General features: G+C 50.2%; 23 protein-coding genes and 1 pseudogene. 14 read left to right on the top strand and 10 right to left on the bottom strand.

Annotated elements, in window-relative coordinates; translation table 11 throughout:
• Positions 1-35 precede the first annotated feature (35 nt).
• The 3 genes and pseudogenes from ACI31H_RS00630 to ACI31H_RS00620 all read right to left on the bottom strand — a co-directional run bounded on the left by ACI31H_RS00630 (position 36) and on the right by ACI31H_RS00620 (position 2,685).
• A complete protein-coding gene (locus tag ACI31H_RS00630) occupies positions 36-356 on the bottom strand; it encodes a glycosyltransferase family 2 protein (RefSeq protein ID WP_439770065.1) in 321 nt (106 codons plus the stop codon).
• Between the two features lie 409 nt (positions 357-765).
• Positions 766-1,281 (bottom strand): annotated as a pseudogene (locus tag ACI31H_RS00625) (MFS transporter); the annotation flags it as partial.
• Between the two features lie 48 nt (positions 1,282-1,329).
• Positions 1,330-2,685 carry a DHA2 family efflux MFS transporter permease subunit gene (locus tag ACI31H_RS00620; RefSeq protein ID WP_439770064.1) on the bottom strand — a complete coding sequence of 452 codons (1,356 nt, stop codon included), beginning with the start codon at positions 2,683-2,685 and terminating at the stop codon, positions 1,330-1,332.
• Between the two features lie 135 nt (positions 2,686-2,820).
• Between ACI31H_RS00620 and ACI31H_RS00615 the strand changes: the two genes are divergently transcribed.
• The 7 genes from ACI31H_RS00615 (at position 2,821) to ACI31H_RS00585 (ending at position 9,082) form a co-directional block, all read left to right on the top strand.
• Entirely contained in the window at positions 2,821-3,675 is an 855-nt protein-coding gene (locus tag ACI31H_RS00615) for a metallophosphoesterase family protein (protein ID WP_439770063.1), read from the top strand.
• 21 nt (positions 3,676-3,696) lie between these two features.
• Positions 3,697-4,401: a glucosamine-6-phosphate deaminase gene (locus ACI31H_RS00610; RefSeq protein WP_439770062.1), complete on the top strand. Its 705-nt coding sequence runs from the start codon at positions 3,697-3,699 to the stop codon at positions 4,399-4,401.
• Positions 4,402-4,591: 190 nt separating this feature from the next.
• The gene (gene rpsN, locus ACI31H_RS00605) at positions 4,592-4,861 is read left to right on the top strand and encodes a 30S ribosomal protein S14 (protein ID WP_439770061.1); all 270 of its coding nucleotides are present in this window, start codon (positions 4,592-4,594) and stop codon (positions 4,859-4,861) included.
• 177 nt (positions 4,862-5,038) lie between these two features.
• Positions 5,039-5,764 (top strand): zinc ribbon domain-containing protein, encoded by a 726-nt coding sequence (locus tag ACI31H_RS00600; RefSeq protein ID WP_439770060.1) that lies wholly within the window; start codon positions 5,039-5,041, stop codon positions 5,762-5,764.
• Between the two features lie 190 nt (positions 5,765-5,954).
• Entirely contained in the window at positions 5,955-6,518 is a 564-nt protein-coding gene (ahpC, locus tag ACI31H_RS00595; protein ID WP_439770059.1) for an alkyl hydroperoxide reductase subunit C, read from the top strand.
• A gap of 21 nt (positions 6,519-6,539) precedes the next feature.
• The gene (locus ACI31H_RS00590; RefSeq protein WP_439770058.1) at positions 6,540-8,195 is read left to right on the top strand and encodes an FAD-dependent oxidoreductase; all 1,656 of its coding nucleotides are present in this window, start codon (positions 6,540-6,542) and stop codon (positions 8,193-8,195) included.
• A gap of 116 nt (positions 8,196-8,311) precedes the next feature.
• The gene (locus ACI31H_RS00585) at positions 8,312-9,082 is read left to right on the top strand and encodes a hypothetical protein (RefSeq protein WP_439770057.1); all 771 of its coding nucleotides are present in this window, start codon (positions 8,312-8,314) and stop codon (positions 9,080-9,082) included.
• A 55-nt stretch (positions 9,083-9,137) separates the two neighbouring features.
• Here ACI31H_RS00585 and ACI31H_RS00580 read toward each other — a convergent pair whose 3' ends face one another.
• On the bottom strand, positions 9,138-10,544 hold the full coding sequence (locus ACI31H_RS00580) for a C69 family dipeptidase (protein ID WP_439770056.1): 1,407 nt from the start codon (positions 10,542-10,544) through the stop codon (positions 9,138-9,140).
• A gap of 165 nt (positions 10,545-10,709) precedes the next feature.
• On the opposite strand from ACI31H_RS00580, the gene ACI31H_RS00575 reads away from it, so the two are divergent.
• The 4 genes from ACI31H_RS00575 to ACI31H_RS00560 all read left to right on the top strand — a co-directional run bounded on the left by ACI31H_RS00575 (position 10,710) and on the right by ACI31H_RS00560 (position 14,889).
• Positions 10,710-12,539 carry a monovalent cation:proton antiporter family protein gene (locus ACI31H_RS00575; protein WP_439770055.1) on the top strand — a complete coding sequence of 610 codons (1,830 nt, stop codon included), beginning with the start codon at positions 10,710-10,712 and terminating at the stop codon, positions 12,537-12,539.
• Positions 12,540-12,611: 72 nt separating this feature from the next.
• Positions 12,612-12,797, top strand: a complete 186-nt coding sequence (locus ACI31H_RS00570; protein ID WP_439770054.1) for a 2-hydroxymuconate tautomerase — start codon at positions 12,612-12,614, stop codon at positions 12,795-12,797.
• A 66-nt stretch (positions 12,798-12,863) separates the two neighbouring features.
• Positions 12,864-14,369: a glycerol kinase GlpK gene (gene glpK, locus ACI31H_RS00565; RefSeq protein ID WP_439770053.1), complete on the top strand. Its 1,506-nt coding sequence runs from the start codon at positions 12,864-12,866 to the stop codon at positions 14,367-14,369.
• Between the two features lie 13 nt (positions 14,370-14,382).
• A complete protein-coding gene (locus tag ACI31H_RS00560; RefSeq protein ID WP_439770052.1) occupies positions 14,383-14,889 on the top strand; it encodes a hypothetical protein in 507 nt (168 codons plus the stop codon).
• Positions 14,890-14,943: 54 nt separating this feature from the next.
• Here ACI31H_RS00560 and ACI31H_RS00555 read toward each other — a convergent pair whose 3' ends face one another.
• Positions 14,944-15,183, bottom strand: a complete 240-nt coding sequence (locus tag ACI31H_RS00555) for a hypothetical protein (protein ID WP_439770051.1) — start codon at positions 15,181-15,183, stop codon at positions 14,944-14,946.
• Positions 15,180-15,731, bottom strand: a complete 552-nt coding sequence (locus ACI31H_RS00550) for a sigma-70 family RNA polymerase sigma factor (protein WP_439770050.1) — start codon at positions 15,729-15,731, stop codon at positions 15,180-15,182. Before ACI31H_RS00550 ends, ACI31H_RS00555 begins: the two co-directional genes overlap by 4 nt.
• Before the next feature lie 214 nt (positions 15,732-15,945).
• Here ACI31H_RS00550 and ACI31H_RS00545 point away from each other — a divergent pair, with 214 nt between their 5' ends.
• The 3 genes from ACI31H_RS00545 (at position 15,946) to ACI31H_RS00535 (ending at position 17,565) form a co-directional block, all read left to right on the top strand.
• A complete protein-coding gene (locus ACI31H_RS00545) occupies positions 15,946-16,704 on the top strand; it encodes a hypothetical protein (protein ID WP_439770049.1) in 759 nt (252 codons plus the stop codon).
• Positions 16,705-16,790: 86 nt separating this feature from the next.
• Entirely contained in the window at positions 16,791-17,189 is a 399-nt protein-coding gene (locus tag ACI31H_RS00540; RefSeq protein WP_439770048.1) for a winged helix-turn-helix transcriptional regulator, read from the top strand.
• A 112-nt stretch (positions 17,190-17,301) separates the two neighbouring features.
• A complete protein-coding gene (locus tag ACI31H_RS00535) occupies positions 17,302-17,565 on the top strand; it encodes a hypothetical protein (RefSeq protein ID WP_439770047.1) in 264 nt (87 codons plus the stop codon).
• Positions 17,566-17,628: 63 nt separating this feature from the next.
• Here ACI31H_RS00535 and ACI31H_RS00530 read toward each other — a convergent pair whose 3' ends face one another.
• Genes ACI31H_RS00530 through ACI31H_RS00515 form a run of 4 tightly spaced genes read right to left on the bottom strand, consistent with a single transcriptional unit; the run spans position 17,629 to position 20,581 of the window.
• Positions 17,629-18,486 carry a transporter substrate-binding domain-containing protein gene (locus ACI31H_RS00530; RefSeq protein WP_439770046.1) on the bottom strand — a complete coding sequence of 286 codons (858 nt, stop codon included), beginning with the start codon at positions 18,484-18,486 and terminating at the stop codon, positions 17,629-17,631.
• A gap of 22 nt (positions 18,487-18,508) precedes the next feature.
• Positions 18,509-19,249, bottom strand: coding sequence for an amino acid ABC transporter ATP-binding protein (locus ACI31H_RS00525; RefSeq protein WP_439770045.1), 741 nt, complete (start codon positions 19,247-19,249; stop codon positions 18,509-18,511).
• A 14-nt stretch (positions 19,250-19,263) separates the two neighbouring features.
• A complete protein-coding gene (locus tag ACI31H_RS00520) occupies positions 19,264-19,941 on the bottom strand; it encodes an amino acid ABC transporter permease (RefSeq protein WP_439770044.1) in 678 nt (225 codons plus the stop codon).
• Positions 19,922-20,581, bottom strand: coding sequence for an amino acid ABC transporter permease (locus ACI31H_RS00515; protein WP_439770043.1), 660 nt, complete (start codon positions 20,579-20,581; stop codon positions 19,922-19,924). The genes ACI31H_RS00520 and ACI31H_RS00515 overlap by 20 nt, the downstream gene beginning before the upstream one ends.
• Between the last annotated feature and the right edge of the window lie 639 nt (positions 20,582-21,220).

The raw sequence follows: 21,220 nt of genomic DNA, 5'->3' as shown, positions 1-21,220 counted from the left end.
TTCCTGCTTAATTTACGTCATTAAATTCGTTCAAGTTATTTCTTGCAATCTGCCACACTGTTTTTTGGTAGTAAATCATCATCATCGATGAAGGTCACGTAATCGCCAGCCGCCATTGCCAAACCAGCGTTACGGCTTGAACCGATCCCGCCATTGGTCTTGTGAAGGAGGCGAACCCGCTGGTCTTGTTGCCGGTAGTGTTCACAAATCCCAAAACTGTTGTCAGTTGACCCGTCATCAACGAGAATTAGTTCTATATTCTGATAAGTCTGTTGAAGTGCGCTTTCAATACATTGTGCCAGGTATTTTTCATCGTTATAAACGGGCACAATGATTGAAACCTTTGGTAAAGCCACGATAAATCCCCCTCAAGTAAATTAGCTAAATAAAATAATTACTTTTATTATAAGCTGTTTTTAGTTATATTATAAAACTTTTCTATCTTAAAGGGTAATATATAATGAATAATCGTAATAGAAAATGATGATTTTTTTGTAATCAGTTGATAAAAGAACCGCTAATGTATTAAAACGTGCCCCTTTAATACATTAGCGGTTAACTTTTACTTCTAAAAATAGGTCAATTTTGGTTTCGCACAGGACGTGGCCGGAGGATAATCCAAATGGCCACCATGTTGAAGAATAGGATGAACCCCGTTACGGCAAAGACCATTGGGTAGTTGAACAACCCGGAAATAACCGAGCCGATAATTGAACCAAGCACGGCTCCAACGGCTTGAAAGGACTGGTTCAGACTGAAGATCCGCCCAAAGGCCCCGGAAAGCGCCCCACCGAGCAGGGGGCCGACTAAGTTACCAGCCACCCCGGCGGTAGTCATGGATGACATTACCCAACCGGAATGGGAGCGGGGCGTTTCCCCGGCCATTAGCGCGGTAGCGTTGTTGATATAACCGGAAAAGGCCCCCTGCAAGAACCGCAGGCCAATGATCCACCAGACATTTTGGGCCAGACCAACCAAAAAGATCGTGCAAGACATTACTCCGGCGGCCCGCATGCACATTAGTTTACGACCCTTACGATCAGCGAGGTTGCCCCACAGTGGCGAGACAATGGCCTGGCTGATGAAGGTGGCACCAAAGGCCAACCCGGAATAGATATTGAGCTGGAAGTGACTGAAGTTTCCCAGTTCATTGATAAATAATGAGATAAACGGCATCGTCATTGAATAGCCGGCCCCGGTAATAAAGGACCCTAACCAAAGGGTGTAAAAAGTGCGGTGCCAGCCATTTGGATACTGCTCACTGGTACGTGCAGTCTCCATAACCGGAAATCATCTCCTTTGAGTTAATCCAACCTATTGTAGCAGAAATTAACGGCGCTTACTAATTGATAGGTAGTGCCCGAACGTTATGAGCATCAGGAAAATGAGGATGACGGTGATCCACATTGACAGCCGGATCCCCGCAATCAGTTCCTGGGGGATACCGGAGATAACCACCAGCATGGTAACGGAGACCGCTCCGGAAACCTGGCGGAGGGTGTTATTCAGGGCCGTCCCGTGACTATTTTCCGCCTGGGAGAGGCCGGAAAAGGCTTCTGACAAGGCCGGGCTAAAGACGAAGGCGTTCCCGATCATCCGGATGGCATAGGCAATGGTTAGCATGGCAATTGATGACCGGGCCGAGATGGTGACCAGGGGGTAGGATGCCACCAGCATGAGAATTCCCCCAGTGATGATCAGCCATTTTGGACCGTATTGATCATAGAGACGCCCGATAAAGGAGGCTGCTAGTCCGTTACAGATTGCCCCTGGCAAAAGGATCAGCCCGGAGGTAAAGCTCCCCATCTTCAGGACGTTTTCGGTAAAGATCGGCATCAGTTGTTCGGTCCCCAAGAGGATCATGAAGGCGAAGATACCGACCAGCGTCATCAAGCGAAAGGAGGAGTATTTAAAGATCTGGACCTTAAGCATGGGGTTGGTGAGGTGGAGTTGGCGGTGGACAAAGAAGGCGATGATAATCAGGCCCACGATCAGCATTGCCCAACCAGCGACCAGGTTCAACTCGAAGACGGTGAGGCTGCCCAGTGTCAGGCTCGAACCAACTAAAGAGATCAAAACGGATAGGTAGTCAATCTTAATGTCACGGGGCTTAGAAAAGTTTTGCAGCTTGAAGTAGCCGATGACAAAAATTAGGATCATGAAGGGTAAAACGGTAATGAAGAGCCACCGCCAGGGAAGAACTTCCAAGATGAAGCCGGCCAAGGTCGGTCCGAGGGCTGGGGCGGTTGAAATTACCAGGCTGGAAAGACCGAGGATGGAGCCCCGTTTTTCGATGGGGTAGATGGTAATCATGGTGGTCATCTGAAAGGACATCAGCATCCCACTAGCGGCCGCCTGGATGAGCCGGGCTAACAAGAGTGAGTAAAAGTTAGTGGCTAAACAGCCGATCGTGGTACCGATGATGAAGGCCCCGATGGTCCATAAAAAGACGTGCCGGTTGGTAAATTTATCGTACATGTTAGACGAGAGCGGGGTGACGATCCCGATGATCAGGGTGTAGCCAGTGGTTAGCCACTGGACGGCATTCAGTGAAACGTGCAGTTCGTGCTCGATTACCGGGAGGGCCGTTACCATCATTGTTTGACTAGCCAGACTGACAAAGGCCGCCAACAAAAGGATCGCGGTGATGAGCCGCCGGGTTTGTGCTGTAATATTTTGGGTCACGTTGTCAAGTTCCTTTCATTAATTAAAGTACCTTTCCAGTGTACCACCGCCGTTTTCAGAAATTCTAACCAAATTTGATTGCTGGCGGGAACGGTTTAGTATTATGATTGATGAAGAGTAAGGGGGAATCGTAATTTGAAGACACGAATCGCAGTTTTTTCCGATGTCCATGGGAACCTCAGTGCCTACGAGGCCATGTACCAGGATAGTTTAAAACAAGATGTTGACCAGTACTGGTTTGTTGGGGACCTCTTAATGCCCGGCCCGAGCGTGCAGAAGGTCTGGAGCCTGTTTCAAAAGATGGCGCCGCAGGTGGTTGTCCGGGGAAACTGGGATGACCTGGTTGTCCGGGGCGCACGGGGACTGATGGACCTGGATAAGCCGTCCCATGTTTACTTTGCTCGTCTCGCCCAGTACGTTGAACGCCACGCGCCGGCGGGGATGATTGATAACCTGGCCAGCTGGCCCCTGCACATCACCAAGCAGGTTGGGCCGCTGAATTTTGGGATTTCCCATAACCTGCCCCAGTTAAACATGGGGCAAGACCTTTTCCCGACTAAGCCGACGACTAATTTTGACCGTCTTTTCCAGGTCGACAGTGACCAACCAGTTGATGTGGCGATTTACGCCCATGTCCACCACCAACTGCTTCGCTACGCCAACGATGAGCGGATTATTTTTAACCCGGGAGCGGTGGGGGAGCCCTTTAACCACTGGCCGAGTTTGCAGCAGGACTTACGGGCCTACTACCTAGTCTTAGAAGTGGACGAGACGGGCCTGGCCAACATCAACTTTCGGCATGTTAACTATGACCGGACGACGGAGATTCAACGGGCCCAAAGCGATGCGGTTCCGTATGCCGAATTGTACCAGCGAATGATGAAGACGGGCCTGGCCTATACCCATGATGATGAATTGCTGACCCAGTTTAACCAACGATATGGCTACGCGGATGAGTACCGGGCCTTTGCCAAGCAAAAGCGGCAATAAGTTAAGCAGGAGGTGAGTGCGATGAAAATAATAACTGCTGAAACTGCGGCGGCCGCTAGCAAGGAAGCTTTCAATATTATTGCTGACCGAATGCAGCACCACCAGCTACACGTGCTGGGGTTAGCGACGGGGAGCACGCCATGCGGCCTTTACCGGTTATTGTGTGCGAGTCGCCTGGACTTTCGCCAGGTGACCTCGGTTAACCTCGACGAGTACGTGGGTCTTCAACCAACGGACCCGCAAAGCTACCATTATTTCATGCAAGTACACCTCTTTCGTGCTAAGCCCTTTAAGGAATCCTTTTTTCCGGACGGTACCAATTTAGATGCCGCGGCGGTTGCGAAGGAATATGACCAGGTATTGGCGGCGCACCCGGTGGACCTCCAGGTGTTAGGGATTGGCCAGAACGGCCACATCGGCTTTAATGAACCGGGGACCCCGTTTACCAGCCGGACCCACCGGGTGGTGTTAACCCCATCGACCATTGCGGCGAACGCCCGCTTCTTTGCGCGCCCGGATGAGGTACCACGAGCAGCCTACACGATGGGGATTGCCTCGATTATGGCTGCTAAGCAGGTGCTCTTAATGGCCTTTGGTGCTCAAAAGGCGCCGGCAATCCGCCAGGCGGTAAAGGGGCCGGTTACCCCGGCGGTTCCAGCTTCGGTCCTTCAGCGCCACCCGAACGTAACTTTAATTTTGGACCGGGCCGCTGCTAGTCAGCTATAATAGTTATTATTAATTGGTCGCTAGGTAGAAGCGGCTTAAAGAAAATTTAACTAGCTTTTCGGTCATTTAACTTGTAAAAAGTTAGAAAAACTGCCATAATAGGATAGTGAATGATTGATTATCGCAGATGTTTTGAAATTGTTGTTGTAATGTAAATGTTGATCAATAGTAAAAGGAGAAACATCTATCTATGGCAAAAAAGTCAAAGATTGCTAAGTTACACCACCAAGAAGCATTAGTAAAGAAGTACGCAGCAAAGCGGAGAGAGCTAAAGGCTAAGGGCGATTACATCGGCTTGTCCAAGCTTCCCCGGAATTCTAGTCCGGTCCGCTTGCACAACCGGGACCGCTACGATGGTCGTCCCCACGCTTACATGCGTAAGTTTGGGATGTCCCGGATTAACTTCCGGAACCTTGCACACAAGGGTCAGATCCCGGGTGTCCGGAAGGCTTCCTGGTAAAATTTAGAAGGACCCCAATTGGGGTTTACAACTAAGCGGCTGAGAGAACAACGTTTTTCTCAGCCGCTTAGTATTTTTAAATAACGGTATCTACCCCGGACAAAGATTGCTGAGCGGGGTCATCCATGATTAAATAATTAGGGAGAATACTTTGACTTGGAAAGAAGTGTTGTATTAATGAAAACTTGTCCCAACTGCGGAAAACCGGTCGTGGCAACCGCTAAATTTTGTCCCCACTGTGGTCATGAATTACCCAGTGGTCAAGGGGGCCAGAAGAAGGGGAACCATCGCCGGCGTGTATGGCTAACGGTGATCCTGTTGTTGGTATTACTGGTTGCTGGTGGTGGAATTGCCCATTACCTGATTACTAGCCAGGAAGAAAACGCGGCGGATCGGGCCACCAGTAATAGTCAGCCGACCCACAATAATGCGTATTCAGCCGCTAGCAGCGCGTCAAGTGCCAGCACTGAGCCGGCAGATAGTGGTGACCAGCTAGCAACTGATTTGGGGCCCAAAGGAACGGCGGCCGCGATAACCACCTATGCGATTAAGAACAACTTTGATGGGTGGTCAGCGGCGACGTCCGGTCAGAATCTTCAGGTCCTGTTGTCGGACGATGATGATCTTTTGGACAGCCTGGCAGATACGGGGATGGGGATGGCCTACGTTGTCTCCAGTGGAACCGATAGTGATAACGGTACGGTCCGTGCTTACACTTTGGATAAGGACGAGACGGTTAATATTTACTCGCTGCCCGTTGACTATGCCGACTCTGATAAGGTTTACCAACCGGTGAAGCGGATTGCCAAGGGCGAACTAATTCAATATCTGAACACACACCACGCGGCAAGTGAGGCCGAAGAACTACAAGGCAAGGTTGTGCTGCAGCACGGTGATGATTAAGGCGAAGGGAACGTGACGACGGGGTCAACAAGGGCCGCGGTCACGTTCCCTTTTTATTTAGGTGTAATGTTAGTTTTCGCCGTCCCTAAAAATGCTTAGAATAATTCTAACGAAAGGGTTGATTAATTCGTTAATTCGATTATACTTATAGGTGTAGTTGAGAATGATTCTAATTAAGGAGAGGATATTAATGAACTTTGTTGGACACGAAATTGAAGACTTCAAGGTAAATGCATACCAAGACGGTGAAACCAAGGAAGTAACTAAGAAGGATGTTCTTGGCAAGTGGGCCATCTTCTTCTTCTACCCAGCAGACTTTTCATTTGTTTGCCCGACGGAACTGGAAGCTTTGCAAGACAAGTACGAAGACTTCAAGAAGGCTAACGCTGAAATCTACTCCGTTTCTGAAGATACTGAATTTGTTCACAAGGCTTGGGCCGAAGCCTCTGATAAGATCGGTAAGATCAAGTACCACATGCTTGCTGACCCAGCCGGCAAGCTGGCCCGGATGTTTGACGTATTGAACGAAGATGCTGGTCAAGCCTACCGTGGTGTCTTCATCGTTGATCCTGACGGTAAGATCCAATCCTACACGATTAACAACATGGGTATCGGGCGGAGTGCCGACGAAATCCTGCGGACCCTGCAAGCTGCTCAGTTCGTTCGTGAACACGGTGACCGGGTTTGCCCTGCTAACTGGAAGCCAGGTCAAGACTCCATCAAGCCAAGCTTAGACCTTGTTGGTAAGCTTTAATCTGAAACCGGGTGAATAGTAATGGCAGATGAACACTTATATGACCTGATCATCGTGGGTGCCGGTCCGGCAGGATTATCTGCGGGCCTGTATGCCGGTCGGGCCACCCTGGATACGTTGATCCTGGAAGGTGACACGGTCGGCGGCCAAGTTACTACGACGTCCGTGGTTTATAACTATCCAGCCGTCGAAAAGGTTGACGGTACCCAGCTGATGAATAAGATGCAAAAGCAGGTGGCTGACTTTGGCGTGGCCATTCAGCATGACCAGGTGGCTAAGTACCAGCTAGACGGCGAGGTCAAGGTGCTAGTCGGCAAGAGTGGTCAAGAATACCATGCCCGGAGCGTAATTATTGCTACCGGTGCTAAGCCGCGTAAGGTGGGCTTCCCCGGTGAAGACGAGTTCCGCGGTCGGGGGGTGGCCTACTGCTCGACTTGTGACGGCGACCTCTTTACCGGCCTGCAAATCTTTGTTGTCGGTGGTGGTTACGCCGCTGCTGAAGAAGCCGACTACCTCAGCCGCTTTGGTAAGCACGTCACGGTCCTGGTTCGTAGCGACCACTTCAAGTGCCCACCGTTGATGGCGGCCCGGGCCCTCAATAACCCGAAGGTCTCGGTAGAGTACAATACCGAAATCAAGCAGGTGACCGGGGACGACTACGTCACGGCGGCTACCCTGGTTAACAACAAGACCGGGAAAGAAACGGTCTACCACGTTGACGAGGGTGATAATACCTTTGGAATCTTCATTTATGTCGGTACCCAACCGGCGACGAAGGACCTGCAAGGGATTATTGACTTAGATGACCACGGTTACATTAAGGCAGGCGCTGATGGTTCGACCAATGTTGACGGCGTTTATGCCGCGGGTGACGTCATCGTTAAGAACCTGCGGCAGATCATCACGGCGGCTTCCGATGGGGCCGTTGCGGCAACCTCTGCTGAACAATACATTACTGCCCAAAAGCAGCGGCAGGGGATCCCAATTCATGCTGACACTACGAAGAAGGCGGCCCAAACCGTTGGTCAGACGACGAACCTGGATAAGCAAGAAGAAGTAACACCCCACGAGGGGAACTGGTTAAGTGCCGACATTGATAGCCAACTGAAGCCAATCTTTGACCGCTTAACGAAGAAGGTAACCTTCGAGGTCGTCATGAACGGTAGTGACTTAGCCCAACAACTACTGAGCTTTGTGACCGAATTTGCGGACTTAGATGACCACTTTAGTGTTAAAACGACGGAGGACGACAGCGCTAAGCTGCCAATGCTGAAGTTGTTAGATACCGCTGGTCAGGATACCGGTCTGCACTTCAAGGGCATCCCAACCGGCCACGAGTTGAATTCACTCGTTCTGGGCGTTTACAACGTCGCCGGTCCGGGGCAGACGATCGCGCCCGAGATGGTGGAACGGATCAAGAAATTACCCGCTGCTAATATCCGGATTGGGGTTTCGCTGACCTGCCACTTCTGCCCAGACGTGGTGGCGGCCTGTCAACGGATGGCCTCACTGAACCCGCATATCACGGCAACGATGATTGACCTCCAACACGCCCCCGAACTACGTAAAGAAAAGAAGATTATGTCGGTTCCGGCAACGATGATTGACGACTCACCGGTAATCTTTGGCAGCCAGTCACTAGAACAACTAGTGGCGGCAGTTGAAAAATACCAATAATCGGTAAAATTGATAAAAATGGCACTCGGTACCTTGGTAAAGGCCAAAATACCGGGTGCCATTTTGTTTATTTATGGTTATCGTGATAACATTAATCGAAGACCCCGTTAGGGTTAATGGTAACCATGAAAGTTACTGGCATGGTTTACGGCGGTAAGTTGCGTGCGAAGAAAATTATTGAGGAAGTCGAAATGAAGTTAAAAGTTTTATTTGATGCTATCGGAATTATTGCTTTGCTTTTACTGGTGTTCCAGGTGATCTTACAGGCGATCCGGATACGTGAAAACCGGGTTCTTAGTAAGTGGCGTATCTGGGTGAACTGGGTACTGATCCTACTATTAATTATTGGTTTTGGTGGTGGCTCCTTAAGTAAGTCGCGGACTATCCAGATCTCCCAAGGAAGTAGTTCCAGCAGTCAAAAGAGCAGCAGTAGTTTAATTTCATCTACGGTTAGTTCTTCCCACAAGGTGGTCAAGCAGCCTGCCGCTACCGACGCCGGGGTGCGGTTTAAGCCGGCCGTTGAATTGGGGAAGGACAATACCATCCGGGTGGCCTTTACGATCCCGCCTAAGACCCAGATGCAGCTCGCCCGTGATGATAATAAGCAGGTCTTAGCGACGGTCAATAACCCGACAAATGGGGAAATGCAGTTTAGTTACCTCTTTGGCCAGGACGGCACCTTTGACGTCTTGGGGATGAACGGTAAGAACCAGGTTGAAAAGAAGCTGACCGTTAACAAGCAGGGGGATGCAGTGGCCAATGACCCGAAGGCAAACAAAAGTTACACCGTTAACTACCACCAACCGTTAAAGTGGGTGGGCGCTAATAGTAAGCAGGCGGCCAACGCCACTTCGGCAACCCAATCGAGTAACGCAACGAATAAGTAGAGAATGATAAAAATAAGCGGCTGAGAAAAATTGCTTTTTTCTCAGCCGCTTATTTTTATAGGTTTTCGTCAGTATTAAAGTTTAACGGGGAATAATCGGTCATCTTGGTGATTAATTCCAGTGCCAGTTTCTTATAGGCGTTCAGGGTATCGGTGGCGAAGTTATCACTTTGCCGGGTTAAGAACTTGGCCCGGGCCTCACCGGTGTGACGAGCCAGTTCTGTGTCGGTTGCCCTAATTAGCTGGATGGCAGCCGCCCGGCGTTCCTTTTGGACATCCTCTAAGAGAGGTAGGAAGTCGTGGAGGTGGCTATCGACCAGGACGCTGGCGTGCTTGAAAATCCAGTAGGCGGAATTGAGCTGGGCCGGTAACTTGCCACGCTTATACGGGGCCGGTACGTCGGTAATCCCGTTAAAGAATGGCACGTAAGTACTCTGGGCCGCCACCCCAAGCGCTAGCCAGTGGATGTTGGCACCGGTTGACCGTCCCATCTGCAAGATGTGTGATTCTTGGGTCTTCGCCAAGCTGATTGGCCGGTACCGGTGGGCAGCTGGTCCCTTGCCGAGTGGGTCAAAGGCCGTCCCTTCAAAGTGGTTACTGAGGTAAGCCTGGGCATCAAAGACGGACAGCTGCCGTTCCGGCTTCATGATGAAGGGGAGCTCCGTACTTTCCGGTTCTTCATCCTTAGCAGCCAGCGGACTGAACATCTGGTGACCGATCCAGACCCGGGGTTCGCTGTAGACTGCATCAGAGCGGTCGGCCGTCCCGAAGATCTGCCGGAAGTTAAAGGAGTCCGGGTGGGGGTTCAGGTGGTTATCAGTCACGAACTGTTGGATCCCAGGGTGGAACATGAAGTTATCCGGATCGTTAAAGTCAATTTCTTGGATCGCCAGCTGGTTAGCCACCACGGCGTAAGCGTCATCCGGAATCCGCTGGGCAACCCAGTAGTGACCACTACCGTTTTCAAAGTACCAGGCTTCGTCATTATCGGCGAAGAGGGCTCCGTTCGTTTCACCGCTCCCGTATTTGGCGATCAAATCACCGAGCCGCTGTACACCTTCCCGGGCCGTTTTAACAAAGGGGAGGACGACGGTCACCATCGCTTCCTCATTTAGGCCGTCGTCGACTAAGGGGTCGCAGCCGAGGACGAGTGAGTTGGCGTAGGCACTCTCGGTCGCGCTCATAGCCACGTCGTACTCGTTGATACCGTCCTCTTCAAAGAGACCATCCTTATCGGTCCATTCGGGGGTAGCGGTATAGCGGGCACTGTCGCCGGGGAGGTCAAGTGCCAGTTTGGTATCCTTAGAAATGAAGTGTTTGCCGAGTTCGCCATGTTGGTGGACAACCATGTGCTTGGGCCAGGCCGCCTTGGCATCCTCGTTTCGGCCAATCATGATCGAGCCGTCAATGCTGGCCTTTTTACCGATTAAAATACTAGTACAAGCAGTTAATTTGTTTGTCATCGGACTTACTTTCTCCTTTTTATATGCGTTACTAACGTTTAGCAATTGTACCGCGAATTAGACGAATAGTCGACTAAAGCGCTGGTGAAAACGGAAATAATTGCTTGCACACCGTTATTGGGTGGCTATAATAAATAGGATACTTATAAAATGGGAGGAGCAGTAATGGAACAAGTTGCGGTATTAATTGTAATGGTCGCGGCCCTGGTTATTCCAATCGTCATGGCCCGCTTTAGGGTGTCGAGCGTTCCGACGGCGGTCGCCGAGATCATCACCGGGATTATTCTCGGTAAGAGTGTTTTTAATGTTGTTAGCCCCAACAGTACCTTAAACATGATGTCGACCTTCGGGGTGATCATGCTGATGTTCTTGTCGGGGATGGAAATTGATTTTGACCTGTTCAAACGTCAGCCGGGCAAGCAGCCTACCGGTCCGTCACCGGTGAAGCTAGCTGGTCAGGCCTTTGCCTTGATTGTGGTAACGGCGGCAATCCTGGGCCTGTTGCTATGGAAGATCGGCCTCTTTAACGACATCTTCTTGGCGACAATCCTCTTCTCCACCGTGGCCCTAGGAGTGGTCATCGCTACGTTAAAGGAAAAGGAAATTTTGGGTCGACCGGCTGGGCAGACGATCTTGCTGACGGCTGTCTTAGGAGAAGTCGTCCCGATGCTGTCCCTAACGGTTTACGCCTCAATCAACGGGGGCAACGCCGGGCGACTCTGGCTGATCCTCCTACTTTTCTTGGCGGCGATTTTCCTGCTGTACCGGTTTAAGCAGCCCTACATGTGGTTTAGTCGGATTTCTAAGTCGACGACCCAGCTGGATATCCGCCTGGCTTTTTCGTTGATCTTTATTTTAGTAACGATTGCCGAGACGGTGGGGGCCGAAAACATCCTTGGGGCCTTCTTAGCCGGGATGGTGATGAAGTTGCTGGAACCGACCGAAGCGACGAAGGACAAACTGACCTCGATTGGTTACGGCTTCTTAATTCCGTTCTTCTTTATCATGACCGGGGTTCGACTAAACCTGCGGGCCCTTTTGACCCATCCCCAGGCCCTTGCCCTGATTCCCGTCCTGGTAATTTGTTTTACTATTGCCAAACTACCAGCAATGGCTATCTACCGGCGGCGGTTTTCAGCCCGCAATTCCTTTGCTGGTAGCTTCCTGGTCGTGACGACGATTACCCTGGTCCTGCCTTCTTTGGCGGTGGCCCGCAACCTCCATGCCATCACGGCAACCCAGTCCGACGCCTTTACCCTGGCGGCGGTAATTGTCTGCATTATTGCCCCAATCGTCTTTAACTCCGTCTACAAGTTGGAACGGGCCGACCTGATCAAGCAGCGGGTGGTCTTCATTGGGACCAACACCTTCAGTGTCCCGGTCGCCCAGCAATTATCCAAGAATTGGTATGAGGTCCGGATGGTCACCGACAGTGAGGATAATTACAAGACCTTTAACAGTGAGGTCGATGACTTGACCTACCTGCCGGAACTGACGGAAGCGGCTTTAGCGGAAAAGAAGCTCTTTGATGCCGATGTCGTAGTAACCTGCTTCCCTGGTGATAATAAAAATGCCCGCCTGGCCCAGATGGCTAAGAAGGCGGGGGTTTCCCGGGTAATTGCCGGGCAAAACGCGCCGGGGCGGAACCGGGAGAAGGTCGAAGCGCTGGTTAAGCTGGGGGTGGAAATCTACAACACCTTTAACGTCCAGATCAGTGTCTTGCGGTCCCTCATTGAGACGCCATCAATCCTGGAGATGCTAATGGATACGGAGGCTGGACTCTACGAAGCCGTCGTTCGCAACCAGCGCTTTGTTGGTCAAGAACTACACGAATTACCGTTTATTGACCAGATTACGGTTAGCCGGATTTACCGTAACCACCAGGCCATTTCGCCCCATGGTGATACGGTTCTTGAGGCCGGTGACCATATGATCTTCACCGGTGACCGGACCGCGGCGGAAGAGGCCCGGCGGCAGTTGCGTCGGCGGAATTAATCGCTTTCAAGGATACCGTTAGCGCTTTATTTATGGTAAGATAGAGAAAAATTAACTGAGGAGGAATTCCGAATGCCACTAGTTCACATTGACCTAATTGAAGGCCGGAGCGAAGAACAATTAAAGGGTTTGGTAAAAGACGTTACCGCAGCAATCTCAAAGAACGCGAACGTTCCTGCCGACCGGGTGCACATTGTCCTAAACGAAATGTCCAAGGACCGTTACAGTGTTGGCGGTAAGATGGTAAGTGACAAGTAATATTACGGGAGGCTGGGAAAATAATTTTCCAGCCTTTTTTGTTGACTCCGGAAAGGATGAAATAAGTTGAACGAACAACAATATATTATGGCCATCGATGAAGGGACTACCAGTGCCCGGGCAATTATTTTTGACCATGCCGGTAATAAGGTCGGGATGAGCCAGAAAGAGTTTCCCCAGTATTTCCCGCAACCGGGTTGGGTAGAACACGATGCCATCGAAATCTGGGACAGTGTCCAGGCGGTTATTTCCGATGTGATGATCAAGACCCAGATTAAGCCGTACAAAATTGCGGCGATTGGGATTACTAACCAGCGGGAAACGACCGTCATTTGGGATAAAAATACCGGTAAGCCGATCTACCACGCGATTGTGTGGCAGTCTAAGCAGACGAGCTCCATTGCCGAGCAGTTGATCAAAGACGGCTACAAGGACATGATCCATGCTAAGACCGGGCTGGTGATTGACTCCTACTTTGCCGCGACAAAGATTAAGTGGATCCTGGACCGGGTACCGGGTGCCCGGGAAAAGGCGGCCAAGGGGGATCTTCTCTTTGGAACCATTGATACCTGGTTGCTTTGGAACCTAAGCGGACGCCGGGTTCACGCGACAGACGTTTCTAACGCTAGCCGGACGATGCTCTTCAATATCCACGACCTTGATTGGGACCAGGATATTTTGGACCTGCTGAATATTCCCCGGGAAATGTTACCGGAAGTTAAGCCGAGTTCGGCCATCTTTGGTTATACCGGTGATTACCACTTTTACGGTGTCCAGATCCCGATTGCGGGGATTGCCGGTGACCAGCAGGCGGCCCTCTTTGGCCAGGCGGCCTACGAGAAGGGCTCGGTCAAAAACACCTATGGTACCGGGGCCTTTATCGTGATGAATACGGGCCTGGAACCGACCTTGTCCGATAACGGCCTGCTAACAACCATTGCTTATGGTTTAAACGGCAAGACCTACTACGCCCTAGAAGGGAGTATCTTTGTGGCCGGCTCGGCGGTCCAGTGGCTCCGGGATGGCCTCCAACTCTTTAAGCACGCCAGCGAGTCGGAGCAAATGGCAATCGATGCCCAGACAACCGGTGGGGTTTACGTGGTTCCTTCGTTTACCGGCCTGGGTGCGCCATACTGGGACCAGGAAGTCCGGGGAGCCATCTTTGGCCTGACCCGGGGGACTAACCGGAAGCACCTGGTCCGGGCCACTTTGGAATCAATTGCCCTGCAGACCAGGGACGTTGTTGATACGATGGTTAAGGATACGAAGTTGCCATTGACGGCGCTGACCGTTAACGGTGGGGCCTCCCGGAATGACTTTATGATGCAATTCCAGGCGGACATCCTACAGACACCGATTAAGCGGGCAGCCATGGAGGAGACGACGGCACTGGGCGCCGCCTTCCTTGCGGGCTTAGCCGTCGACTTTTGGAATGACCAAGACGAGCTACGGCGGCTCTCCAAGATCGGGGACGAATTTACCCCAGCGATGGATAAGCACAAGGCCGACCAAATCTATGCCGGTTGGCAACAGGCAATTAAAGCAGCACAATACTTTAGTCATGGAAAATAATAGGTGAAAATTAATGAAACAAATGCAACCTGAACAGTTAATAGCCGGATTAGGCGAGTTTGTCAAAGTACGTCGTGAAGAGGCGGGGGGACGCTACCAATCGCTGTACGCCGAGGTATGGCGGCAGTGGCGGGCCCTAAACAACTTCACCATGTCGTGGGCCGACCAGGATAGTCGGCGCATGGCGCAAAATTACTGGCGGGGGATGAATAAGTGGTATGACCAGTTTGACCGTCACCGGCGGGAGATTACGACCCCGGACCTGGGGTTGAGCACCGAGATGGCCTTCCTGTATTACGGGGTCGCCTTGGACCTGGCCAAGGGGGTTACCAAGCGGTTACCACCAGTTGATCTCCACCAACCAGTTACCAAGATCAATGATTTTCCCTTCCGTCTCCACCAGCAGCTGACGGAGTTTAAAAAACTGGATATTGAGATGATGACGATGATCGATGTTCAGTTGCTAATCGAATATTGGCATGTCTTAGACAAGGCAGTTCGAATCAAAGCTACCGAATAAAAAAACGGCCCCGCACGTTCAAATAATGAATGTGCGAGACCGTTTTTATTAGTTTTAGTTTTGCCCTAACCAGTCCGTTAAGAACTTGGCTAGCTGGCGGGCGTCGTCCTTGTCCAGGCTAAAGGTATTATCGTGCCCGTGTCCGGCAAAGTCGACATTGGTTAACAATAGCTGCAGGCGCTGGTCGGGTTGCTTATAGATACTTAGCTCGTTAGCACAACCGTCATCGGCCTCCTCACCAGCATAGTGAATGTTAAGCCATGTTTGGTCCGCCTGGCGTTGATGTCCTGTCATTTTGTCACCCCAAATCCTTCTTCATTGTAGTTGAGCTGCCGGGCCTTTGCAATCAATCCCTTCTTCCACTGGTAAACCGCGGCCGGGCTGACGGCGTAGTAGTCGGCAATTTGCCGGTCGCTGAGCTGGTGGTTGAGCTTAGCGTGGAGGTAACGACGTTGGTTAAGGGAACAGTGCCGGGCTAGTGCGGTGAAGTAGGCAGCGTTGAGGACGTGGCCCAGGGCCGGGTCAGTTTGCCCGCACTCAAGCAGTGGTTGGTCATCCAGTGAATACTCCTGGAGACCCTCCCCGTATTGGCGTCGACGTAGAAGGTCTAAGAGCCGCCAGTAGATTCGCTGGTAGGCAAAGGCGGCTAAGTTAGTCGTGCTCGGCTGGTTAGTAAAGTCAGCATAAGCGGCGGCGTAGGCCAGACAGCCCTCTTGGAAGAGGTCGTCGTAGTCACTATGCAAAGGGGTAATGTGGAGCCGTTTTAGGACACCGTAAACAATCGTAATTCGCTTATCGCAGAACAGGTCTTCGAGGCCTTGGGCAATTATTTTATTATTCATTTTGAGAATCTTCCTTTGGGTTAATTCTCAAGAGCTCTTGAGTACTGTCCATTCTACCGGTGGGCAAGTAACTGAGCGAACGATAAAGTAACGGTTTTGCCCATAAAAAAGTAGTTGACGGGGGTAAATTCTATTGATATCTTAATATTTGCGTAAGCGTTTCCACTTTTAGGAAGAAAAAGAATAGTTTAGGACTTGCGCTGGGGGAGTACTTGTGAATTTCAAAGGAAGTTATGACTTTGGTAACTTGGCCACGTTAAAGAATTACACAGAGGTAGAGGGATTTCAGCCCCGTTTTGATAACTGCCTCGCGTTGACCGCCTATAATGACCAGCAGATACTGGTATTGACACTGACGGGCCAGCTACTACTGGTTAAAAATAGTCTGTCGGCCTGTCTCAAACAACTGTGCCAGCATTACCGGATCTACAGCTACGAGATGGATGTTTATTACCGTCTGGCCGAATGCCGGACACAGGGCCTAATTGCCGGTAACTACCGGCTAGTGCCGAGCCAAGGGACCAGTAACCCCCACGTGGTGTATTACAACGCCCACTTCATTGACAGCAAGACCTATTCTAAGGAGCGCTACCGGGTCTTACTAACGATGGATAACGGCCAGGGGGACTTCTTTCAACTGTATATCGATGCCAGCTACCGGAGCTTTGTTCGGATCTTATCCGCCGCGGAACGGGTTAGTAAGTACCAATTGCAAAAGGTCGAAGTCGAGATGCGGCGGCTGGGGATGGTTAAGGCAACGCCGGGTTGGCAGGGATCACAGGAGGTCTTCCAATATCAGCGGGATACCGACCAGTTCAATGACTGGCTATATTCGACACTGATCCTTGCGGTGGTGACGGCGGCTTTTGAGAATTCCTACGGGGAGAAGCCAGATGCTAGCTTTAGCGAGTCCGTTTACAACGTTTTAATGATGGTTGGCCGTAAATCCCGGGCCTTTATTAAAAAACGGTAAGAAATACTGCAACCCCTTTCTTGATAGTAATAGACAGGTTATAATGGACTTGTTAATAAAATAATATGTGGGGGAGTGAGCGATTGATGGCTGCAAAATCAAAAGAGAGCGGGTTAAAGTACGCTACTAATATCTTACAAGACAGATGTCAGACTATTCTGATCTTTTGGTTGGGTTTTCGACCATTGACGATGGACGAGCTGATTAAGCTCTTTCCAGAAGTATCGGAAGAGACGCTGGTAACGAAGCTACGTGCTTTACAAAATTTACGGGTAGTTAACCCTATCCGTGATACAGCGGACTGTTATTCATTGACGGATGACGGTGATCAATTACGTCGGTTGATGAATTCACTCAGTGTCTGGGGGGTTCAACAGCAAGATCAAAATGCTGACCGTCAATCCATGTTGATCATTGAACCCGAATTGACCGCCAACATCAAAGACCTGGTAAAGTACCGGAAGACGGTCGAACAATACCTGTAAAATGGTTTCTAAGATAATAACCCCATTGCCTGCCATAAGCTAGACAATGGGGTTATTTATTTAGTTTTCCTTGTCAAAGCAAGTATAATAGGGATGTAAGGGGGCGGTAGCAGTGAATCGGACGTTCATGACTGGATACTACCAAGGAGTGGTGGAAGTCGCACCGGCAGCACTCTCGGCGGCCCAGGTGGAAGAATTGGCGGTGACGATGACAATTCAACACCTCCGGCATGCCGGCGTTGCGGTAACGACAATCCATGACTTCTTGGTGGATGATATCGGCGCTGATGCACGCCTGGTCAGTCAATTCATTAACCTGGACGCGGCCCAGTTAGAGGCGGCCCAGGCGAAGATCATGGCGATTGCCTTTAAGTAGCCAACTAAAAAACGGGATTGAGAATATTTTCTCAATCCCGTTTTTACTTATCTTAGGAATAAATTACTTGCCTTGCTTCAAGACAATGTCAGAAGGCTTAACTTCGCTACCGAAGTATGGCTTCAGTTGGTGGTTGTAGTCTTGAGTGAAGAAGCTTTCCTTGTTCAGCTTCGTGATTTCCTTGTTCGACCAGTTCAGGAGGGAAGTGTTACCCTTCTTAACCGCTGGGGCGATGTATTGGTGAGGGCCGACACTCTTAATCCCAACCGTGTACTTCGGGTTCCGCTTTACCCAAGCGTAGAGGTAGGAGTTATCATCGGCCAAGGCAGCAGCCCGGTTGTTCTTCAAAGCGTTAAATTGTTGCGTCTTGGAGTCAAACTTCATCAGTTGAACGCTTGGTTGCTTGCTGGTGAAGTAGTTTTCGGCCGTGGTCCCCTTGGTAACGATCAACTTCTTGTTCTTCAGTTGTGATACCTTGGTGATCTGCTTATTCTTTGGTGAAACGACCCCGACGGAAACCTTCATGTATGGCTTAGCGAAGGAAACGGCTTGCCGACGTTCAGGGGTAACCGTGAAGTTAGCCAGTACGATGTCGGCCTTGTTAGAGTTCAGGGTGTCCACCCGGTTGTTGGCGTTAACTTGAATGAACTTTGGCTTAACACCCAGGTCCTTAGCCATCCGCCGAGCTAGTTCAACGTCGTAACCAACCCGCTTACCATCCTTGTTTACCCAGCCGTATGGTGGTAAGTCACCAAAGACGGCGACCCGTAATTGGCCCCGCTTCTTAATTGCGGAAACGGTGCTGGTGTTAGCAGCGGCATGGGCGGTAGAAGGCTTAACAGCAGTAGCACCGACTAAGAGGGCCGCGGCACTAACGAGGGTAACCCCGGCGGTAATAACTTTTTTCCAATTAAACTTCATAATTTCTCAATCTCCTTTTTAATTAAAAATCCATACTGTTTAAGAACTCGGTTGCCCGGTCCGTTTGTGGATGTTCAAAGAACTGCTTACCAGGAGTTTCCTCGAGGATACGACCGTTTTCTAGGAAGAGAACCCGGTCGGCAATCTTGGCGGCAAAGTTCATTTCGTGGGTAACGATAATCATCGTCATGTGGTCACGGTCGGATAACTCCTTGATGATCTTTAGGACACCCCGGACCATTTCGGGGTCCAAGGAGGCGGTAACTTCGTCAAAGAGCATCAGTTCAGGATGCATGGCCAGGGCCCGGACAATTGCGATCCGTTGCTTTTGCCCCCCGGATAGTTCCCGGGGGTAAGAATCAGCGTGGTTGCGAAGTTCCACCCGGTCGAGCAACTCCAACGCCTCCTTGCGGACTTCTTCCTTATCCCGTCCCTGAACCTTGACGGGTGCCAAGAGAATGTTGTCTAACACGGTTAGGTTAGGGAAGAGGTCGTAACTCTGGAAGACCATCCCGATCTTTTGCCGGAGGGCCTGCCAGTTTTTGGGGTCCGGTACAATTTTATTTCCCTGGAAATAAATACTACCGTTTTTGAATGGTTCCAGACCGTTGAGTGTCCGGATCAGGGTACTCTTACCAGAACCGGAAGGACCGAGGAGGGTGACCACCTCACCCTTGTTAATACTGAAATTAATATCGTGCAGGGCCTGCCAGTCGCCGTAAAACTTATCTAAGTGTTCAACTTTTAAGATTTCTTCTGCCATTTTCTCACCTTCTTTTAGTATTTCTGCTTAGCGGTTAAGTGCTTGGCCCACCGGGAAAGTGGGTAGTCGATAATGAAGTAGAGGATAAAGATCAGACCATATACCCAGAAAACACCGGTTGGGTAGGTTTGGTTGTTTGCTTCGATGATTTGCTGACCGACGTTGATAATATCCATGATGCTGATCATCAGCAGGAGGGAGGTCGTCTTGATCACCCGGGTTGCCAGGTTGATCGTCGCCGGGAGTTCTAGTTGGAAGGCCTGGGGTAAGAGGACGTAGCGGAAGAGCTGCCAGTGACTCAGACCCAGTGCCAAACCAGATTCGCGTTGGTGCTCGGGAACTGATTCCAGGGCCCCGCGGACGATATCGCTAAACTCGGCTGCTACCCAGAGGGTAAAGGCGAGGACGGCCATCCAAGAAGCCGGCCAGTTAACGTTAAACTGCCGGGGCAGGATGTAGTAGGCCAAGAAGAGCAGGACCACCGTCGGGACGATCCGGAAGAATTCCAGGTACAAAAGCAGGATAAACCGGATCAGGCGGTTTTTAAGGGTCCGCAACATCCCCAAGATCGTTCCTAAGAGGAGACCGAAGATGAGGGAGAGGCCGGCAATCCAAACGGCCGTCCATAAACCACCCATGAGGCGGAGAAAGTTAGTTCCTTCAAATAAAACATTAATCCCCGAATGTGCCATAACGAACCCTCCTTTCGAGCCAGTCTAAAATCAAAATCAGCGGGATCAAGATGATTGCGTAAGCTACTACCAGTACGAAGAGGTATTCGTTGGACCGGTAGTACATCCCAATCAGGTCAAGCGCCGTGTTGGTTAATTCCGGAATTGCAATCACTGAAAAAATTGACGTTTCCTTAATTAGGAAAATAATGTTAGCCGCCAGTGCCGGCATGCTCAGGGCAAACCCTTGGGGGAAGACCACGTAGCGCGCCAGTTGGAAATTGCTCATTCCCAGTGCCCGGCCACCATCTAGTTGGGACTTGCTGACCCCGTTAAAACCACCGGTAAACCCTTCGGCCATGTAGGCACCACCAAGAAAGATCAGTCCGACAATCCCACAGGTCTCGGCGGACATCTTCCAGCCCATTACTGGAAAGGCGTAGTATAAGAAAAATAGCTGAATCAGCAGGGGGGTGTTACGGGCAACCTCAACGTAAATATCGAAGAGGCGGCCGAGTACCGGTACCCGGAAATATTGGACGAGGCTGGCGATAATGCCGACAATGATGGCGCCGACAATCCCAACCAGTGAGAGCCACAGGGTGAGCTTAAATCCCTGGATAAAGTTTGGCAAACTTTGCTGAATTATTGTCCAACTCATTAATCAATCCTCCATTCATAGTATTTAGCCGAAAAGGCAAACAAAAAGGCTGACGATCCAAGCCCAGAATCGTCAGCCTAGTGGGAACCCAAAACTAAGTATGTTTAGTCCTGGTGCATTTCGACTAGTGAGTACAGATTACTGAAACCTTGGTATACCAAAAAGCATGTTAGCAGTCTTGCAACATGGACAACAAACTTGACTTGGTACAACAAAGTTTGACATTTAATTCGTACTCCTTTCGTAATTGATGGTTTTATAATACTTAGTCCCTTACTTTTTGTCAATACCATATTGACAAAAAATTAAAGAAAAATGAAAATAACGGTGACAAATGTAACTGAGATCCTGGTACAAAGCAGTGTACCACTTCGGAGCGCTACTTTATAATTTGTTAAATTACCAGTTTACATTTAGAAAATGTTAAATAGCAGTAAAAGACAAATTTCTCCTTTTCAAAGAAAAAATGCATGGTAAAATACTTAAGGGAGCCGCGACACCCGTGCCACAGTTCCCCTAGTAGAAGTATGTTGGCGAAGGTGGTTAACAAATCACCTTCGCCATTATTATAACAAAATTTTAAAATAAAGGTAGATTATAGAATGAAGTTAGCCACCCAGTTGGTGGTAAATAAAAAAC

The organism is Limosilactobacillus sp. (assembly GCF_051873035.1).
In the GTDB taxonomy this organism is placed as follows: domain Bacteria; phylum Bacillota; class Bacilli; order Lactobacillales; family Lactobacillaceae; genus Limosilactobacillus.
Note: the sequence above shows the minus strand (reverse complement) of the source record. Positions and strands in the feature narration are given on the sequence as shown.

Excerpts from the sequence above, each read along its gene's own strand:
- ACI31H_RS00520 (WP_439770044.1), bottom strand. The coding sequence starts at position 19,941 with ATGGCACATTCGGGGATTAATGTTTTATTTGAAGGAACTAACTTTCTC.
- ahpC (WP_439770059.1), top strand. The coding sequence starts at position 5,955 with ATGAACTTTGTTGGACACGAAATTGAAGACTTCAAGGTAAATGCATAC.
- ACI31H_RS00525 (WP_439770045.1), bottom strand. The coding sequence starts at position 19,249 with ATGGCAGAAGAAATCTTAAAAGTTGAACACTTAGATAAGTTTTACGGC.
- ACI31H_RS00560 (WP_439770052.1), top strand. The coding sequence starts at position 14,383 with ATGAAACAAATGCAACCTGAACAGTTAATAGCCGGATTAGGCGAGTTT.
- ACI31H_RS00550 (WP_439770050.1), bottom strand. The coding sequence starts at position 15,731 with ATGAATAATAAAATAATTGCCCAAGGCCTCGAAGACCTGTTCTGCGAT.
- ACI31H_RS00515 (WP_439770043.1), bottom strand. The coding sequence starts at position 20,581 with ATGAGTTGGACAATAATTCAGCAAAGTTTGCCAAACTTTATCCAGGGA.
- ACI31H_RS00580 (WP_439770056.1), bottom strand. The coding sequence starts at position 10,544 with ATGACAAACAAATTAACTGCTTGTACTAGTATTTTAATCGGTAAAAAG.
- ACI31H_RS00600 (WP_439770060.1), top strand. The coding sequence starts at position 5,039 with ATGAAAACTTGTCCCAACTGCGGAAAACCGGTCGTGGCAACCGCTAAA.
- ACI31H_RS00570 (WP_439770054.1), top strand. The coding sequence starts at position 12,612 with ATGCCACTAGTTCACATTGACCTAATTGAAGGCCGGAGCGAAGAACAA.
- ACI31H_RS00585 (WP_439770057.1), top strand. The coding sequence starts at position 8,312 with ATGGTAACCATGAAAGTTACTGGCATGGTTTACGGCGGTAAGTTGCGT.
- ACI31H_RS00530 (WP_439770046.1), bottom strand. The coding sequence starts at position 18,486 with ATGAAGTTTAATTGGAAAAAAGTTATTACCGCCGGGGTTACCCTCGTT.
- ACI31H_RS00590 (WP_439770058.1), top strand. The coding sequence starts at position 6,540 with ATGGCAGATGAACACTTATATGACCTGATCATCGTGGGTGCCGGTCCG.
- ACI31H_RS00555 (WP_439770051.1), bottom strand. The coding sequence starts at position 15,183 with ATGACAGGACATCAACGCCAGGCGGACCAAACATGGCTTAACATTCAC.
- ACI31H_RS00575 (WP_439770055.1), top strand. The coding sequence starts at position 10,710 with ATGGAACAAGTTGCGGTATTAATTGTAATGGTCGCGGCCCTGGTTATT.
- ACI31H_RS00610 (WP_439770062.1), top strand. The coding sequence starts at position 3,697 with ATGAAAATAATAACTGCTGAAACTGCGGCGGCCGCTAGCAAGGAAGCT.
- ACI31H_RS00540 (WP_439770048.1), top strand. The coding sequence starts at position 16,791 with ATGGCTGCAAAATCAAAAGAGAGCGGGTTAAAGTACGCTACTAATATC.
- rpsN (WP_439770061.1), top strand. The coding sequence starts at position 4,592 with ATGGCAAAAAAGTCAAAGATTGCTAAGTTACACCACCAAGAAGCATTA.